The sequence below is a fragment of the Flavobacterium erciyesense genome (genome assembly GCF_018069925.1).
Taxonomy (GTDB): Bacteria; Bacteroidota; Bacteroidia; order Flavobacteriales; family Flavobacteriaceae; genus Flavobacterium; species Flavobacterium erciyesense.
This window is the reverse complement of record NZ_JAGPXB010000010.1, coordinates 42,813-61,198: the sequence shown is the minus strand read 5'-3', so window position 1 is coordinate 61,198 and position 18,386 is coordinate 42,813. Positions and strand designations below refer to the sequence as shown.

The following is an 18,386-nucleotide window of genomic DNA, read 5'->3' as shown; positions in this document are numbered from 1 at the left end:
TTTATAATAGGAACTTAATCAACTAAAACAATTACTTTATTGTCTTTCATTTCAACAGTCCCAGAATGAATCTCTAAAGTATAGTTTTGAGCATCCAGTTTTGTAAACTTATTAGCAACATCCTTTGTTAAAGTAAGGTTTGCCGCTGCAATTTTAATCACACCTTTCTCAAGAATTGAAACAATTGGAGCGTGATTATTTAAGATTTGAAAACTTCCATCTACTCCTGGCAAAGTAACCGAAGTTACTTCTCCTGAAAACAATTTAGCCTCTGGTGATACTATTTCTAAAATCATATTTTTAAGTTTTCAGTCTCAGTTTTCAGTTTCAGTTACTACTAACTGTTACTATCAACTGTAAACTCGTTTTACGCTTCGGCTAACATTTTTTCTCCAGCTTCGATAGCTTCTTCGATAGTACCTTTAAGGTTAAAAGCTGATTCTGGTAAGTGATCTAACTCACCATCAATAATCATATTAAATCCTTTGATAGTATCCTTAATATCTACTAAAACTCCTTTTAAACCTGTAAATTGCTCCGCTACGTGGAAAGGCTGAGACAAGAAACGTTGTACACGACGCGCTCTTGATACTGCCAATTTATCATCTTCTGATAATTCTTCCATACCAAGAATCGCGATAATATCTTGCAATTGCTTGTATTTTTGAAGAATTTCTTTTACTCTTTGTGCACAGTCGTAGTGCTCATTTCCTAAGATATGTGGAGTCAATATACGAGAAGTAGAATCTAACGGGTCAACCGCAGGATAAATACCTAGCTCAGCAATTTTACGAGACAATACCGTAGTTGCATCTAAGTGAGCAAATGTAGTAGCTGGCGCCGGGTCAGTTAAGTCATCTGCAGGTACGTAAACCGCTTGTACAGAAGTAATAGAACCTTTGTTTGTAGAAGTAATGCGCTCTTGCATAGCTCCCATCTCAGTTGCCAATGTTGGTTGGTAACCTACTGCAGATGGCATACGACCCAAAAGTGCCGATACTTCAGAACCTGCTTGTGTAAAACGGAAGATATTGTCAACGAAGAACAATACATCTTTACCTTGATCAGATCCAGCTCCATCACGGAAATACTCAGCAATAGATAATCCAGAAAGTGCCACACGTGCACGAGCTCCTGGTGGCTCATTCATTTGACCGAAAACGAAAGTAGCTTTAGACTCTCTCATTCCTGGTAAATCAACTTTTGATAAGTCCCATCCACCATTTTCCATAGAGTGCATGAATTCCTCACCATATTTAATAATACCTGACTCTAACATCTCACGAAGCAAGTCATTTCCTTCACGTGTTCTTTCACCTACTCCTGCGAATACTGAAAGTCCACCGTGACCTTTTGCAATATTGTTAATTAACTCCTGAATCAATACTGTTTTACCAACTCCAGCACCACCAAACAATCCAATTTTACCTCCTTTTGCATAAGGCTCAATCAAATCGATTACTTTGATACCTGTGAATAAAACTTCAGAAGATGTAGATAAATCTTCGAATTTTGGAGCCTGACGGTGAATAGACATTCCGTTCTCACCTGTTTTAGGCAATTCTGGTAAACCATCAATAGCGTCTCCAACAACGTTAAATAAACGACCGTAAACATCTGCACCAATTGGCATTTGAATAGGATTTCCTGTACCCACAACTTCGTAACCTCTAGACAAACCGTCTGTTGAGTCCATCGAAATGGTACGAACTGTGTTTTCACCAATGTGAGATTGTACTTCTAGCACTAATAAAGTACCATCTTTTTTTGTGATTTCTAACGAATCATAAATTTTTGGAAGTTCAACATCCTTACCGTTGAAAACTACGTCAACTACTGGTCCAATGATCTGGGCAACTTTTCCTATTACTTTCGACATTACTTATGTATTTATTAAATAGCTATTTAGGTTTGTGAAAGAAGTCTAACCAATACACATTGATTAAATACTTTTTTCAGTGTGCAAAGATAATTTTTTAAAATATAAAATCAATTATTTTTTATAAAAATTGGAGTATTTTAATAGATATGCTAGAAATGAGTCAAAAACCATCAAAGCATCGCATAATCCTCAAAAAAAAACCACCTGCAAAACTGCAGATGGCCTTCCTAATTAACTAAATTTTATTTTTAAGCTATAACGAAGCAGGGTACAAAATGCGGTACGTACCTACGTTTTTGTTTTTAAAGTTAGCTCCAAATTTTACATTTATAGCATCAGTAAATAAATTAGCAATAATTGCATATCCTCTTGGACTTGGGTGTACTCCATCTAATGAGAACATTCCTCCAAAAATAAAAGCAGAAGTTGTATTAAAACCATTATACACAATACCACCACTAGCTAATTTATCTGTAACACCTTTCAATTCTACGAAAGCTAAACCTTTTGCAGTTGCAACTGATTGAATTGTTGCATTGTAGGCATCAGTAGCTACTTTTACTTCAGCAATTTCTTCTTTTGACAAAACCCAGTTATCAGCAAGAGGTACAGAAACTCCGTTAACAGCAGCAGCATTCCCTCCTACCAATGTACCAATAAAACTACTTGCTGGCAAAACAATCAAATCATCAGCTGTTGCATGTCTGAAAGATGGAATACTGAAAGAAGTTCTGTCAGTTAAATAACTATCTACAATAACTACTGCATTGGCACCAGCTTTAAAATTGATTGTTCTTCTTGTAGCTTCAGCAGCAGTCAATAAATTAGCATTTACCATTGATTGTAAACCTGCATTGTAAGCTGCATATCCAGTATTTAACTGTGCAGCTGCAGTTGCTGTTAAATTTACTGGATTAAAAGGTACTGTTGTAAAATATGGCAAAGCCGTTACATAAGGCAAATTAGCCACAACACCTTTAGCTCCATTAGCAGTCATAGCATTTACAATTCCATTAAACGCACTTGCAAAAACATTTGGATCTGTAATATCATTACTAGCATAGGTAGCAGGATTTAAATTACCTGTTTGGTTTCTTCCTGAACCTCCAGAAGTTGCATAACCCAAAACATCATTACCACCAATCCATAAAGAGAAGAAGGTTGGCGCTTGAGCTACAGCGTCAGCAACAACAGTTGTTGCAGCTGTTGAAGCAAATCGTGCAAAATACGGATTAGCAGCTCCAGTAGCCACACCGGCTACATTACCATAATTTGGAGCTACCAAATGATAACTCTTTGCACCTGGAACACCCATATTATTGAAAGGCCCAGTCAATTTAGTCGTTACTTCTGTTGTAGGCCTTCCAGGAACCGAAACTGGTGCCGCACCATTAAAAAACAATCTGGTTCCAAGAATCACATTACCATTTAACAAAAGTCCTCCTGTATTATCGTTCATAAAGGGAGTTTTGAACTCACCTCCTCCTGCTAAAGCAAACTGTTGTGCAATAATGTTTGCATAAGAACCTTCTTGCGCTGTTTTAAAAAGAGCATTATCACTAAAACCAGCCGCATAAGAATCCCCTAGTGCAACATACTTAGTCACCACCGCAGAACCTGCTGTTAAAGGTTTTCCATCAGATGAGTTAGCATCTACCACTACTTCCTCTTCGTTATTACACGCTACAAATGCTAACGAAGCAAATAATAGCCATTTGAAATTTTTTATCATTGTAATTTATTTTATTATGAATGATTGCTTATGGGTTGATTGTCCAAGATGCAAAATACTGCTGACCAATTAAACCAGCTCCTAAAACCTGACCATATTCTTTACCACCAATATTTGAAGCTCCAAGTTTGAATGTTGATTTTAAAGATGGGAAATTATAATTCAATTGCGCATCGATAACTGTTGCTGAAGCGATAACTCCATCAGCAAAAGAAGATTGCCATAAGTACTCACTATTCCATCTTCCGCTTACGTTAAATCCAAAATTTTTAAATAATTTCTCATTTCCAATAGATGCCTTTACTCTATGTTTTGGAGTATTGAAACCAGCTTCAAAACTTGGATCTTTTGATTGATCAAAACTGAATTCAGCATAGTTATAATTGGCTCCAATCTCAAATTCTTTGTATACTTTTCTAGACAATCCAATTCCGAAACCAATTGACTCGATTTCAATTGGAGTATTAGTGTATAACTGAAAAGTTCTTGTATTACCACTTTGTAAAGCTTGTATCGCTTTTGGACCTTCAGGATTAGTTAATCCACCACCATCTAGTGCTAAACCATACAATGGAGTAATCACATTTAAGTTTCCAATGAAGTTGTTGTATATATTGTAATACCCATTAATATCAATAGAAGTTTTATTGATAAAAGAACGATATCCTAATTCAAAAGCTTTCACTTCTTCTGGTTTAACAAGACCAGCATTTGTTTTTTTAAGTAAAGCTGGGTTTCCAGCAGCAGAAAATGCTAATACAGACGAAGCAAGATATGAATTCTCATAAGCTCTTCTTCCATCAATAGTAACTGTAGCGTTTCCATTATTGTTAGCCTGACCAACAGTACCATTAACTGGTAAAGTCTCTGTAAAACGAGTTAAGTTATCTGGAGCTGACCCAAGCAAGATAGCACTACCAACATTGAAACCAATGTATTGATCTTGAGTAGATGGATTTCTAAAACCTGTTTGGAATGAACCTCTGAAATTATGATTTTTGTTTTCCCCAGCAGAATAAACCAAAGACACTCTTGGAGAATAATTCCCATCAAAATTTTGTGCTTTATCATAACGAAGCGACCCAGTAAATTTCAATCGATCGTCAATAAATTTTTTCATCACTTGAGTATACATTCCGTACTCGTCATAACGAATTGGTCCATTAGCATCTGTGTAAATACGACCAAAAGAATTCAATTCATATTGTCTAAAAGAACCTCCAACTTGAATCTCTGCTACTTTAATAATGTCTTTGAAATTGTAATTTACATCTGAGTGATAAATTTTAGAATTATCAACCAATTTTGAACCAGATAAAACACTTGCTTCGTTGGTAACTTGAGCAAAAGCATTTTTAAACTCTGGAGTTCCTGGTAAAAATCTTCCTGAATCAGCTGAAGCTCTTGCTCTTGCATGCGCTTGCTCTGGAGTGAAACCTCCTAAAGTTGACTGTACGTAAGCACCGGCATATTGACCAAACCATGTTGCATCACTTTTCCACTTTCTGTTTACGTTGATACCTGTAAACAACATATCATATGAATTACCACCATCCTCAGTAGTAGTATAACCTCTTAAGAAAAAGTTTTTACCCTTGAATTCAATTTTATGTTGCTGCATAAAAAAGTTATTCAAGTAATATCTGTTAGCACCTTGGTACACCGTGTTACCAAAACCAAATTTACTTTGAACAATAACCTCTAGTCTTTCGTCACCAAAAGGACGTACATGTAACGATAAATCAATTTTTGTATTTGACACTTTATTATCTGTCAAATCAACTTCATTATAACCAGTTCTACTTACATTTCTGTTTGGTAATAAATTTACCGCAGATGCTGGAATTATGTTTTGAGCCGCAAGAGCTTGTCCAACATTTTTAATGTTAGTAGCAACTTCGTCACCGTAAACATTGATACCATCATAGTCAATTGAATTTCTATCAACTCCCATTCTAGTTTTATCATCATAATTTACTGCATGCCATTCCGTACCTTTCATGTAAGCAAAGTTTGCTTTACCTGCTACATATTTATTGAAAGCTTTTGCCATACGCACTCCATAATCTACGTAGTCATTTGTACCGGCTGCTTTTTGAGTAGTTTGACCAAATTTAGCATATGCTCTAATACCTTCGCTTGTAAATGGACTTTTACTAGTCATGAACAAAATTCCGTTAAATGCATTCGCACCATACAAAGCCGAAGAAGCTCCTGGTAATAATTCAACTGACTGAACATCAATTTCCGAAACCCCTATTAGGTTTCCTAACACAAAGTTTAATAACGGAGAGGAGTTATCCATACCGTCTACTAATTGCATAAAACGAGTATTGGCTACAGAAGCAAATCCACGAGTATTGATCGACTTGAATGACATACTAGAAGTATTCATTTGAACTTCTTTCATGTTTTCTAATCCGTCATAAAAAGATGGTGAAGCTGTTTTTTTAATTTCAGCAGTACCCATTCTTTCAATGGTTACTGGCGACTCAAGCACACGCTCTGGAGTTCTTGACGCAGATACCACGATTTCATCTAGTTTATTCTCTTCATCTAATAATTTAACAACAATTTTTTGAGTTGATGAAGCAACAGAAACCTTTTGAGATGCAAAACCAATACTTGTAATTTCAATTACAAACGGTGGTTTTTTATTTGATTTTAAAGTAAAAGCACCGTCAACGTCTGTCGTTGTGCTGGCAGCATCTCCTAGAAGTTTGATATTGGCTCCAGGAATAGGCTGGTTGTTACTGTCTGTAACAACACCTGAAATTGAATTTTGCGCAAACGTAAGGCTACAAAAAAACAATGTCAAAAAAAGTAAATACACTCTCATTGGGCTATAATTTGTTGGTTTATGAGGCCAAAGTACAAATATTTTTGATATTAATAAAAAAGTAGTAGAAAAAATTCGGAATCAGCATTTATAATACACCACTTACGCTTAATTGCTATTTGCAAAAGATTATTTAATGTTAATTTTTAAGACAAATAAATATAATTTCATTATGCATGCATACAAAAAATACATTAATCTCAAAATTTTTATTAAATTTTAGATATTTGACAAAAGTGCAAAAAACACTAAAATTTATACTATTTTTCACATTTCTAAAGCAAAAAAAAAGCCCCGAAAGTTGAACTTTCAGGGCTATTATAAAAAAATATTTTAACTTATTCTACTGTAACTGATTTTGCTAGGTTACGAGGTTGATCAACATTACAACCACGCATTACCGCTATATGGTAAGACAATAACTGTAAGGGAATTGTAGTAATTAGTGGCGAAAGCGCATCTGAGGTTTCTGGAATCTCAATCACGTAATCAGCCAACTCGCGAACTTGCGTATCTCCTTTAGTTACTACAGCAATAATTTTTCCGCTACGAGATTTAATTTCTTGAATATTACTAACAATCTTATCATAGTGACCTTGCTTAGGAGCAATTACAACAACAGGCATATGCTCATCAATTAACGCAATTGGACCATGCTTCATTTCGGCAGCAGGATAACCTTCAGCGTGAATGTATGATATCTCCTTTAACTTTAACGCACCCTCTAAGGCAACTGGGAAATTATATCCACGACCTAAGTACAAGCAATTTGAAGCATCTTTAAATACAGCTGCGATTTCTTGTGCTACTTGATTTGTCTCCAGAGCCTCTTTAACTTTCTCTGGAATAATTTCTAATTCCTCAAGGTAAGCATGAAATACAGAATTTGACAAAGTTCCTTTTGCTTTAGCCAAACGCAAGGCAATCATCGTTAAAACTGTAATTTGCGTTGTAAATGCCTTTGTAGACGCTACTCCAATTTCTGGACCAGCATGCGTATAGGCACCTGCGTGACTTTCTCTAGAAATAGAAGAGCCTACCACATTACAAACTCCAAAAACGAAAGCACCATGTTCTTTAGCCAACTTAATAGCAGCCATAGTATCTGCAGTTTCCCCTGATTGTGAAATTGCTATAACAATATCTTTACTACTAATGATTGGATTTCTATATCTGAATTCAGAAGCATATTCTACCTCTACAGGAATTCTGGCAAATTCTTCAAAAATATATTCAGCCACCAAACCAGCATGCCAAGAAGTTCCACACGCAACGATTAGAATACGATCAGCATTTAAAAATTTCTCTAAATTATCTTCAATTCCAGCCATTTGAATCAAACCTTCATGTGCATGAAGTCTACCACGATAAGTATCCTTAATTACACTAGGTTGTTCATAAATTTCTTTCATCATGAAGTGATCGTAACCTCCTTTTTCAATTTGCTCCAAATTCATTTGTAGCTCTTGAATAGTTGGATTTACCAAAGAGTCATCTTTAATTTTACGAACCTTCATTGGTTTATGCAACCTAATGTTAGCCATTTCTCCGTCTTCTAAGTAAATAGCATTAGATGTATACTCGATGAATGGCGATGCATCAGATGCAATAAAAAACTCACCTTCACCTACACCAATAGCTAAAGGACTACCTAAACGTGCCGCAACTATTTCATTAGGATTTTTTTTATCAAATACCGCAATAGCATAAGCACCAACAACTTGATTTAATGCTACTTGAACCGCTTTTCCTAGTTTTAATTTATCTTTTTTCTGTACTTCTTCAATCAAATTTACTAACACTTCAGTATCAGTATCTGAATGAAATATATACCCTCTCTTTATAAGCTCTTCTTTTAGGGGCGCATAATTCTCAATGATACCATTGTGAACAATAGCTAAATCTCCAGAATTTGATAAATGAGGATGTGAATTGACATCATTAGGAACACCGTGAGTAGCCCAACGGGTGTGACCAACTCCAATAGATCCCGAAATTGCCATATCAGAAGATGCCTTAGCCTCAAGATCGACAACCTTACCTTTGGTTTTAGTTACTTGTATACTAGATCCGTCGTACAGCATTACTCCTGCACTATCATAACCTCTATATTCCAGCCTTTTTAATCCTTTAATTACAATAGGATACGCTTCTCTGTATCCAATATATCCAACGATTCCACACATAATCTACTTAATTAGGTTTTGTAAAATAAATTTCAAGTTTTAGCCTTTTATCAGCTGGCACGCTCGATTTTCCACCAAAAATAATGGTTCCAAGCGGATTCATCACTGATGCCTTCGGCACTTGTTTTATAAAACTATTTGCATTTCTTACGGAATAAGAATTTGAAACAGCAATTGATTCAGTCACTACGACACCTAATTTCACATTAGTGGAGTCTTTATTATTAATCAAGTTACGAATTTGATTTGTAATTCGCACTTTGTACGTTGTTCCCCTTTTTGAAGTAGCATCTTTACGAATTAAACCATCAAGAATAGATTTCGATTTTTTAGGATCAGCAGCATTGGTTGATGGATCTAAAGTAAAATCAACTATTGGGCGATTGTTGGTGTAATCGTAAACATAAATACGCTGGGGCTCTTTACTGGCAGCCATACTTGCAGCATCTATATGAAAAACAAGGTTAGCCTCATTAACCAACAACTTTTTACCATCTGCAGGATTTCTTAAATCATCCAATTCATCTGATATTCCATTTGGCCCACCCAAAACACCATTTGCATCGTATCCTTTCAAGTCAGTTTTATTGAACAATTCTAAGATTGAAACAGCACCTTCTCCACCTCTCAAAAATAATTTATCATCACCTTCTGTCGTATTTCCCGTATTAGGAAGCGCATTGTATGCTGCACCTGAAGATGAAAAATCATTAGTTAATAAACTAACAGAATTACCTCTAAGATTCAATTCGATAGTTTTCTTAACCCTCGGCACTTTTGTAGCACCAGCAGCTGGCGTACCATCTTCATTGTATTTAATGGTAATTTTACCTTTTGAAAAATCTAACATCGCCATGTTTCCAGCGCTTCCAGGTATTTTTTCAATTTTAAAATACAAGCCTCTAAAATAGTTTTTAAACACTTCATTTGAAGCTAATTTACCAGAGTTTATGGCATCAATAATTTTGGTTTTAAAGTAACTTTTATTAAGCGTTAACTGCATAGCAGGTGGCGAATAAGTAGTAGTTTTTGCACTAGTAACCGTATCTGTGGTAACCACAGAAAGCTCTTTTGAATCAAAGAAAAACTCTTCGTTTTGCGATTTATCAGCGTTGTCGTTTAGCAATGTAGGCAATTTTAAGCCGTCAAAATCAGCATTTTGATTGCTATAATATTTTTGTGGAGATTTAAATGCTGTAGCTGGATCTAGGTCTCTCATGAAGAAACCTGATTCATAAACACCTAACTTCATTTTGGCTTTTTCAGGACCATAAATAGAATCTAAAACATAGGTTCTCGTGCCATCAGTATTTAATTTAGTCTGTGTATTATCCACAAAGTACGGAATTGTTAAAACAACACTTTCCACAAATGGATTCGCACCGACAGAAGTAACCACAGACTCTAATGTGAGTTGCGTATTAAAGTTTGCACTCGTTTGACCAAAATTAGAGTCATTGTAAATACCTAAAGGGTTTACCTCCAGATTATTTGATTGGACAGCATTTGTTTTTTGGGTATATCCCAAAACACTGTAAGACTGTTTACTAAGGTCAAAGTTATTTTCACCTATCAAGTCACCACCAATTTCATTAAATTCTTTATCACAAGAAGTTAAAAAAATAACACTAAACAAGAGGAAAATGTTCTTAAAAAAAGAATTGTTAATCATAGGATCAAAAAAGTTTAATTTTATAGCACTTCATTTTTATAGAAGTTTGTATACGCTTCTGCAAAAGCACCTTTCGCGGTGAAAGGTAAAAAAGGTTTTCCTGAAGACTCTATAAATTTTGTTAAACTTGATGAGAGGTTATCGGCCGCAATAATCACCGCGTCCGAATGCAGTACGGTTGCCTTCATAATATTTTCGAAATTAGGCACTTCTAAGTCTGCAATAGCATCATCAGGAACACCGTCGAATTTTACTTTGTTAATCATTTCTGCATCTAGAGTACCATCAAAAGATTGACTATAAACAGATGTAACGATTTTTGTGTCCGAAAATAAAGCTTCGTTTTTATAGAAATGTTTCATATACACTGGTAGCATAGCGGCCATCCAACCGTGTACGTGAATAATATCTGGAACCCAATTTAGTTTTTTTACTGTCTCTACAACACCTTTTGCAAAAAAGATAGCTCGTTCGTCATTATCAGGATACATAACACCTTCTTCATCAGCAAATGTGGCTTTCCTTTTAAAATATTCATCGTTATCAATAAAATAAACTTGAATACGCTCTTTTGGTATCGAAGCCACCTTAATAATCAAAGGCATATCGAGATCATTCACTACCAAATTCATCCCCGAAAGTCTAATTACCTCGTGTAATTGATGTCTTCTCTCGTTAATATTTCCATACCTTGGCATAAAAATTCTTATCTGTCCACCTTGATCATTGATCATTTTAGGCACGTCATAAGACATTAAAGAGACCTCGTTTTCAGCGAGATACGGCACCACTTCAGATGATACATATAATATCCTCTTATCTTTCATATTGTAATTTACTTTGTTTATTGGCAATAAAAACCACGCAAAATTACAAAATTTTATGCAGTTATTAACTAAAATAGTAAGTTTGCATTTAATTTTAATAATACAGCCATGCCTATTTTCTACGGAAAAGCATCTTTGATGGACTATTTGAAATCGATACAAACACTCCATTCAACGATTGGGTTTGTCCCAACAATGGGCGCTTTACACGAAGGTCACCTGGCTTTAATGCAAAGATCACTTCAAGAAAACACCACAACGGTGGTGAGTATTTTTGTGAATCCAACACAGTTTAACAACCCTGAAGATTTGGCAAAATACCCACGTACATTAGATCAAGATGTAGCTAAACTTAATGCGCTAGATCCTACTATTGTCTTGTATGCACCTGCTGTTGAAGATTTATACGAGGGCACTCCTTCATCAGAACATTTTGATTTTGACGGATTGGAAAATCAGATGGAAGGACGTTTTAGACCCGGTCATTTTAACGGAGTAGGTACTATCGTAAAACGATTATTTGAAATTGTTACCCCACAAAATGCTTATTTTGGCGAAAAAGATTTTCAGCAACTTCAAATTGTTAAAAAAATGGTAGCCAAAAATAACTTACCGGTTAATGTTATTGGTTGCCCCATTTATAGAGAATCGAATGAGTTGGCCATGAGTTCAAGAAACGAGCGCTTATCTGTTGAAGAACGTGCTGAAGCCGCCTTGATTTACCAAGCATTACTTGGTGCTCGGTCTCAATTTGCGACAAAAAGCACTGCCGATATTGGCAAATGGGTTACCAAATATTTTGATAAAAACCCTCGATTTACACTCGAATATTTTACAATTGCTGACGAAGCTACTTTAGTTTCTTGCGTTAGAAAAAATAAAAACAAAAAATACCGCGCGTTCATAGCTGTTTTAGTTAACAATATTCGCTTAATTGACACCATTTCATTAAATTAAATTACTTTTGTAGCATGCAAATTCAAGTTTTAAAATCGAAAATCCACCGTGTAAAAGTTACAGGGGCTGATTTAAATTATATCGGATCTATTACAATTGACGAGGCACTTTTAGAAGCCTCTAATATTATTGAAGGCGAAAAAGTTTCTATTGTTAACATCAATAATGGAGAACGCTTTGATACTTATGCCATCAAAGGCGAGAAAAATTCTGGTACTATTACTTTAAACGGACCGGCTGCCAGAAAAGTTCAAAAGGATGACATTATCATTATCATTTCTTACGCAGGAATGGATTTTGAAGAAGCAAAAACTTTTAAACCATGGGTTATTTTCCCGAATGAGAATGACAATTCATTGACTTAAAAATCAGGCACAAAATGCAATCACAAATTAGGATTGCACTTTCTAATATCACCATTAAAACGTATTCCGATATTGTATAGGAATTCGTTTTAATGGTTTTTTTAATCCATTATATTTCGAAAACATAAAAACTGACTGCGTTTTAACCTATCACTTTTTGCAACTCGTAAACCAATATTTGTGCTATCTTAGTACCTTTCATTTGCTACAGCGTAACAAAAAAAGAACCCCTTATGAAACAAACCCTACTTTTATTCCTTTTTTCATTGAGTGTAATGGCACAAAAAACAAGCTTTGAGTTTGAGTCTAAGCAATTAGGTAGTACCAGAACACTTTCTATTGGGCTTCCGGCATCACTAGAAAAAAACCCAAATAAAAAATATCCTTTACTCATACTATTAGATGGAGATTATTTGTTTGATCCTTTTTACGGATCAATTAGCTATGGTGCGTATTGGGACGATATACCAGAATGCATCGTTGTTGGAATCAATCAAAATACTGATGAAGAGCGCTACGCTGACTGTGAATTTGACGCTGAAACAGGACTTCCGAGTAATCAAAGTGCCAAATTTTATAATTTTATCGCAACTGAATTAGTTCCATTTTTAGAAAAAAAATACCCCGTTGCGCCTTTTCGAATCCTTGCAGGACATGATCTTACGGCAGGTTTCATCAATTATTATTTGTACCAAGACCAATCTATGTTTGATGGATATGTGGCACTTGGAACCGAATTTGCACCAGAGATGGAAACCAAAATAGCAACCGCCTTGAGCAAGGTTAAAAAACCTTTATTTTATTACCATTCGAATGGTGAAGGCGATACTAAAAAAATTCAAACACCAATAAAAGAACTCGACTCACAACTCAAACAAATCAGCAATCCAAACCTACATTACAAGTTTGATAATTTTAGTGGCGCTTCTCATTACTCGTTAGTGCTCTTCTCCATTCCAAGTGCATTGTATCATTTTTTTGACACCTACAAACCGATCTCATCAACTGAATACAGCGAAAAAATTGCTGTACTTACATCAGGTTACGCAGACTATCTCCAAAACAAATACGATGTGCTACAAAAAACACTCGGTATAAAAACTCCTGTCCGATTGAATGATTTTAAGGCAATAGAAGCCGCAATTTTAAAAAACAAAGCGTATCCTGAACTTGAACAATTGGCTCAAATGTCAAATAAAGATTACCCTAAATCAATGCTCGCAGAGTATCAATTGGGTTTGATGTATGAAAAAACAGGAGACACAAAAAGAGCGGCCAAAAAATATCAAAACGCTTCCCAATTAGATGAAATTGGAGATCTCACCAAAGACATGATGATCGAAAAATATGAAGATATGGTTAGCCAAACACCAAAAAAATAATGTCAAAAGTTAAAACTACCTTTTTTTGCCAAAACTGTGGCGCACAATATGCAAAATGGCAAGGGCAATGCAACTCCTGCAAAGAATGGAACACGATTGCTGAGGAAATTATCCAAAAACAAGAAAAAGTAGCTTGGAAAAGCGAGCCCACTCCTACTAGCAAAGCACCAAGACCACTGCGAATTGACCAGATTGATTCGGCGCAGGAGATTCGTATGGACACTACTGATGGCGAATTGAACCGCGTTTTAGGTGGAGGTATTGTACCTGGTTCTTTAATTCTTTTAGGAGGTGAACCAGGTATCGGGAAAAGTACGCTTTTGTTGCAAATTTCCTTAAAGCTACCCTACAAAACGCTGTATGTTTCAGGAGAAGAAAGTCAGAAACAAATAAAAATGCGTGCCGAAAGGATTACACCAAGCGGAGACAACTGCTACATCCTGACCGAAACTAAAACACAAAACATCTTCAAACAAATTGAAGCGATTCAGCCAGAGATTGTGATTATCGATTCAATTCAAACTTTACATACGGATTATATTGAATCAACTCCCGGGAGTATTTCTCAAATTCGAGAAACGACCGCCGAATTGATCAAATTTGCCAAAGAAACCAATATTCCCGTCATTCTAATTGGACATATTACCAAAGACGGAAACATTGCTGGTCCTAAAATTCTGGAACACATGGTAGATACGGTTTTGCAGTTTGAAGGCGACCGAAACCACGTTTATCGAATTTTACGCTCTCTAAAAAACCGTTTTGGTTCTACAGCCGAAATAGGCATTTATGAAATGCTTGGTAGCGGACTGCGCGAGGTAGCCAACCCATCAGAAATATTAATTTCGCACAAAAACGAGGAGTTATCAGGAACTGCAATTGCCTCGACTCTAGAAGGCATGCGACCTTTGATGATAGAAATTCAAGCACTCGTAAGCACTGCAGTTTACGGAACGCCGCAACGAAGCACTACAGGCTACAATGCTAAAAGACTCAACATGATTTTGGCAGTACTCGAAAAAAGAGCGGGTTTTAGGCTTGGCGCCAAAGACGTTTTCTTGAACATCACGGGAGGAATTTCGGTAGACGATCCCGCTATTGACTTGGCTGTTGTTGCTGCGATTCTATCTTCTAATGAAGATATTGCGGTCAATAAAGATTTTTGTTTTGCAGGCGAAGTTGGACTTTCGGGCGAAATACGTCCGGTAAACCGAGTAGATCAGCGAATTCAAGAAGCTGAAAAATTAGGATTTTCTACCATTTTTGTATCCAAATACAATAAAATCACTTTGAAAAGCACAGGTATACAAATTAGAATGGTCGCCAAAATAGAAGATGTAGCGAGTGAGCTCTTTGGATAACTATATTTATTGTAGAAAATTTTAAATCATAAGATGGAAATTCAATATTTACCTGAGCAGATAGAAACCAACAGCGATAGTGAACTACAACTGTATGAGTATTTTATTTCGAAAAGCATCAACAAAAACAAGGTGCAACTATCTAAAAATGTTTTTAGTTTTCTGCTCAATGGTACTAAAGAACTCATCACTCAAAACCACACAACGCGAATCGAAAACGATAAATTTGTCATTATCAAAGCGGGCAATTGCTTAATGAGCGAAAGCATTTCTTTGAGCCAAAATTACCGCAGCATGTTGCTATTTTTTTCGGACAAAGCCGTTGAAGACTTTCTGAAAAAATACGATTACAAGAACAATCACAAACAAAATAACGATCCTTTTATTATCACAGAATACGATCGCGTAATTCAAAATATTGTTAAAAGTTTGGTTCACCTTCAAACGCAACCTGTTGATTTTATTAACAAAATGCTACCGTTAAAATTTGAGGAAATTCTACTGTATCTTGTGCAAATGAAGGGAATCGATTTTTTATTGAATTTTGTTCATCATCAAAACTCATCGGCAAAATCTTTTGTAGATACGATGCACAAGAATGCTTTGAACAATTTAAGCATACAAGAACTTTCGTTTTTGTGTAACATGAGCGTTTCTACTTTTAAACGCAACTTTGATAAAGAATTTCAAACAAGCCCAATTCGATGGTTTCAAGAAAAGAGACTTGAACATGCTGCTTACTTGTTGCAAACCAAAAAAATGCGCGCCTCTGATGTTTACGAAGAAATAGGTTTTGAAAATTTATCGAGTTTTGTTCAAGCGTACAAAAATAAATTTGGAACAACTCCCAAACAATCACAAATTAATATTTGACCTTTTAGCAACATTTTTTGAACTTTTTAGTTTTAGAGTTTCCTGCCATAATACTGACTTTTGTAATGTAATTTTTAAAACATTAATCATGCAGAAATCAATTTTATTTTTATCAGCTGTATTACTTTTTACAGGTACTCTTTTTGCTCAAAAAACGTTTACTCTGAGCAGTAAAGATATGGGCGGATCGTTTACCATTCAGAATGAGTTCAATGGATTTGGCTGTAACGGAAACAATGCTTCACCTCAATTAAGCTGGGCAAATGCTCCAGAAGGAACCAAAAGTTTTGCTATTACGTGCTACGATCCAGATGCGCCTACAGGAGCAGGCTGGTGGCATTGGGTAGCTTTTAACATTCCATCAAATAGTAATGAAATTGCTTCAAAAGCAGGAAATCCAGCCTTAAATTTAATGCCCGCAGGAACAATTCAAAGTACTACAAGCTTTGGCGCAACTGGTTTTGGAGGTCCATGTCCGCCCGTAGGCCACGGAATTCACACTTACATTTTTACAGTTTACGCATTAAAAACAGATAATTTAGGACTAGATGCAACTGCTAATCCAGAATTAGTTGGTTACAATCTATGGGCCAACACCATTGCAAAAGCAACTATTGTAGCACACTATAAAAGATAAAACTATGGGAACATTACGTAAAGCGACCGCCACTTGGAACGGTACTGGATTAGATGGTAAAGGAACTCTAAACTCTAAAAATCAATTTTTTAACAATACTCCTTACAGCTTTAGTTCTCGTTTTGAAAATGCAGATGGCACACAAGGCACCAATCCGGAGGAGCTATTAGCAGCAGCTCACGCAGGATGTTTTGCAATGGCATTGAGTTTTGCTGTCACTCAAGCTGGTTTTACTCCAGAAGTTTTACAAGTTGAGGCCAAAGTAGCACTCGACGCTGTTGGCGATGGATTTGAAATATCAGTAATCAAACTTCATTTAACTGGTGAAGTTAGCGGAATGACCGAAGCACAATTTAACGAATTAGCTGAAGAAGTAAAACTTGGATGCCCAATCAGTAAAGCTCTAGGTGCAACTCCAATTGAATTAATTACCCAATTTACAACCAAATAAGTTTAAAAAGATGAACATTACATTACAACAAGCAGAAGCAGTAATCGCTGCAGCAAAAATCAAATCAGAAGAAATTGGAACTAAAATGGACATTTGCGTAGTAGATGCAGGTGCTAATTTAGTAGCATTCGCAAGAATGGATGGCGCATGGATAGGTTCTATTGACATTTCATTCAAAAAAGCAAAAACATCAGCATGGTTCACGATGGACACTGCCACTTTAACTCCTTTGGTAAAACCTGATGCTCCGTTGTACAACATAGAGCACAGTAATGGCGGATTGATTACTTTTCCTGGAGGTGTTGTTATCAAAAACAATGCTGGTGAAGTGATTGGGGCTATTGGAGTAAGTGGAAGCACCGTAGAAGACGATCATACTGTAGCAGAATTTGCAGCCAAAGCGATCCTGTAACTTACAAAACCTAATATTTAAAAGCCTAACAAACATTTACTTTGTTAGGCTTTTTTGTTTTAAGTCTGCAAGCTAGAAGAGTTCACTCGATTATGAATAAGACTGAATAAAGTATATATTTACCATGCTTTTGCTCATCAAGAAACTGAAATAAACTGCACTAATTTACTACAATGAAAACTTACCAAGACCAACTACAAATTGTACACTCCTTTCATGAAATGGGAGAAACGATTGCTGCAGCGCAGTTCTTGATTGAAGAATACGGATTGACACACCCTAATTTCAAGGGTTTTGAACTCAGAGAAAAAGCAAAACCCGACTTTATTTTAATGACTACCGAAGGACCACTTGCTGGACCTCAAATTATTCGGATTCCGGAAAATACTTTCGAATTTCATTTGCCCTTAATGCTCAACTTGTTGCTGCACGAGATGATTCATGTGAGTCAAAAAACACCTCAAAATTCTGTTGCTGACAAAAACGAGAGAGAATGGCAAGCGTACTATGAAATGATTTTTCATTATCAATTTCCTAATGTTCCAATATTGGGCGATACACACAAACGCTTTTTTGCTAACAAAGCGTTAGAATATTACACTCGTATGGGCGAAGGTTCCTTACTTCAAGAAAAATATGCTATTCAAAAACGAGAAATAGACCACCTACTACATGATTTAAAATAAATCTTTTAATTAGGTTGATTTTAATCCCAAAACATAGTTCTTCACTAGATCTTAATTGCTAAGAATTTATTAAACTTTAAAACACCTGAGGACTAATAATCAAAAAACTAACTATTTTAGCGGT

At 35.8% G+C, this 18,386-nt stretch carries 16 protein-coding genes; 9 read left to right on the top strand and 7 right to left on the bottom strand.

Going from position 1 to position 18,386, the window contains the following annotated elements; all coding sequences use genetic code 11:
* Positions 1-14: 14 nt before the first annotated feature.
* The 7 genes from KBJ98_RS11000 to KBJ98_RS10970 all read right to left on the bottom strand — a co-directional run bounded on the left by KBJ98_RS11000 (position 15) and on the right by KBJ98_RS10970 (position 11,138).
* The gene (locus KBJ98_RS11000) at positions 15-296 is read right to left on the bottom strand and encodes a FoF1 ATP synthase subunit delta/epsilon (RefSeq protein ID WP_166132489.1); all 282 of its coding nucleotides are present in this window, start codon (positions 294-296) and stop codon (positions 15-17) included.
* Between the two features lie 71 nt (positions 297-367).
* Positions 368-1,879 (bottom strand): F0F1 ATP synthase subunit beta, encoded by a 1,512-nt coding sequence (gene atpD / locus KBJ98_RS10995; RefSeq protein WP_166132490.1) that lies wholly within the window; start codon positions 1,877-1,879, stop codon positions 368-370.
* 256 nt (positions 1,880-2,135) lie between these two features.
* A complete protein-coding gene (locus tag KBJ98_RS10990; protein WP_166132491.1) occupies positions 2,136-3,614 on the bottom strand; it encodes an SGNH/GDSL hydrolase family protein in 1,479 nt (492 codons plus the stop codon).
* Positions 3,615-3,642: 28 nt separating this feature from the next.
* The gene (locus tag KBJ98_RS10985) at positions 3,643-6,453 is read right to left on the bottom strand and encodes a TonB-dependent receptor domain-containing protein (RefSeq protein WP_210790670.1); all 2,811 of its coding nucleotides are present in this window, start codon (positions 6,451-6,453) and stop codon (positions 3,643-3,645) included.
* Between the two features lie 338 nt (positions 6,454-6,791).
* Complete coding sequence (gene glmS / locus KBJ98_RS10980) at positions 6,792-8,639, bottom strand: glutamine--fructose-6-phosphate transaminase (isomerizing) (protein WP_210790668.1); 1,848 nt, start codon at positions 8,637-8,639, stop codon at positions 6,792-6,794.
* Positions 8,640-8,646: 7 nt separating this feature from the next.
* Positions 8,647-10,311: a DUF4270 domain-containing protein gene (locus KBJ98_RS10975; RefSeq protein ID WP_210790667.1), complete on the bottom strand. Its 1,665-nt coding sequence runs from the start codon at positions 10,309-10,311 to the stop codon at positions 8,647-8,649.
* A 20-nt stretch (positions 10,312-10,331) separates the two neighbouring features.
* Positions 10,332-11,138, bottom strand: coding sequence for a glycogen/starch synthase (locus KBJ98_RS10970; protein ID WP_210790665.1), 807 nt, complete (start codon positions 11,136-11,138; stop codon positions 10,332-10,334).
* Positions 11,139-11,246: 108 nt separating this feature from the next.
* Between KBJ98_RS10970 and panC the strand changes: the two genes are divergently transcribed.
* The 9 genes from panC to KBJ98_RS10925 all read left to right on the top strand — a co-directional run bounded on the left by panC (position 11,247) and on the right by KBJ98_RS10925 (position 18,262).
* A complete protein-coding gene (panC, locus tag KBJ98_RS10965; RefSeq protein WP_210790663.1) occupies positions 11,247-12,095 on the top strand; it encodes a pantoate--beta-alanine ligase in 849 nt (282 codons plus the stop codon).
* A gap of 14 nt (positions 12,096-12,109) precedes the next feature.
* A complete protein-coding gene (gene panD, locus KBJ98_RS10960) occupies positions 12,110-12,460 on the top strand; it encodes an aspartate 1-decarboxylase (RefSeq protein ID WP_210790661.1) in 351 nt (116 codons plus the stop codon).
* Between the two features lie 233 nt (positions 12,461-12,693).
* Positions 12,694-13,842 (top strand): alpha/beta hydrolase, encoded by a 1,149-nt coding sequence (locus KBJ98_RS10955; protein WP_210790660.1) that lies wholly within the window; start codon positions 12,694-12,696, stop codon positions 13,840-13,842.
* A complete protein-coding gene (radA, locus tag KBJ98_RS10950; RefSeq protein WP_210790658.1) occupies positions 13,842-15,203 on the top strand; it encodes a DNA repair protein RadA in 1,362 nt (453 codons plus the stop codon). Before KBJ98_RS10955 ends, radA begins: the two co-directional genes overlap by 1 nt.
* Before the next feature lie 33 nt (positions 15,204-15,236).
* A complete protein-coding gene (locus tag KBJ98_RS10945; RefSeq protein WP_210790655.1) occupies positions 15,237-16,076 on the top strand; it encodes a helix-turn-helix domain-containing protein in 840 nt (279 codons plus the stop codon).
* An 88-nt stretch (positions 16,077-16,164) separates the two neighbouring features.
* The gene (locus KBJ98_RS10940; RefSeq protein ID WP_210790652.1) at positions 16,165-16,713 is read left to right on the top strand and encodes a YbhB/YbcL family Raf kinase inhibitor-like protein; all 549 of its coding nucleotides are present in this window, start codon (positions 16,165-16,167) and stop codon (positions 16,711-16,713) included.
* A 4-nt stretch (positions 16,714-16,717) separates the two neighbouring features.
* Positions 16,718-17,164, top strand: coding sequence for an OsmC family protein (locus tag KBJ98_RS10935; RefSeq protein WP_210790650.1), 447 nt, complete (start codon positions 16,718-16,720; stop codon positions 17,162-17,164).
* Between the two features lie 10 nt (positions 17,165-17,174).
* On the top strand, positions 17,175-17,576 hold the full coding sequence (locus tag KBJ98_RS10930) for a GlcG/HbpS family heme-binding protein (RefSeq protein WP_166132503.1): 402 nt from the start codon (positions 17,175-17,177) through the stop codon (positions 17,574-17,576).
* A 173-nt stretch (positions 17,577-17,749) separates the two neighbouring features.
* Entirely contained in the window at positions 17,750-18,262 is a 513-nt protein-coding gene (locus KBJ98_RS10925; protein ID WP_210790648.1) for a hypothetical protein, read from the top strand.
* Positions 18,263-18,386: the final 124 nt, after the last annotated feature.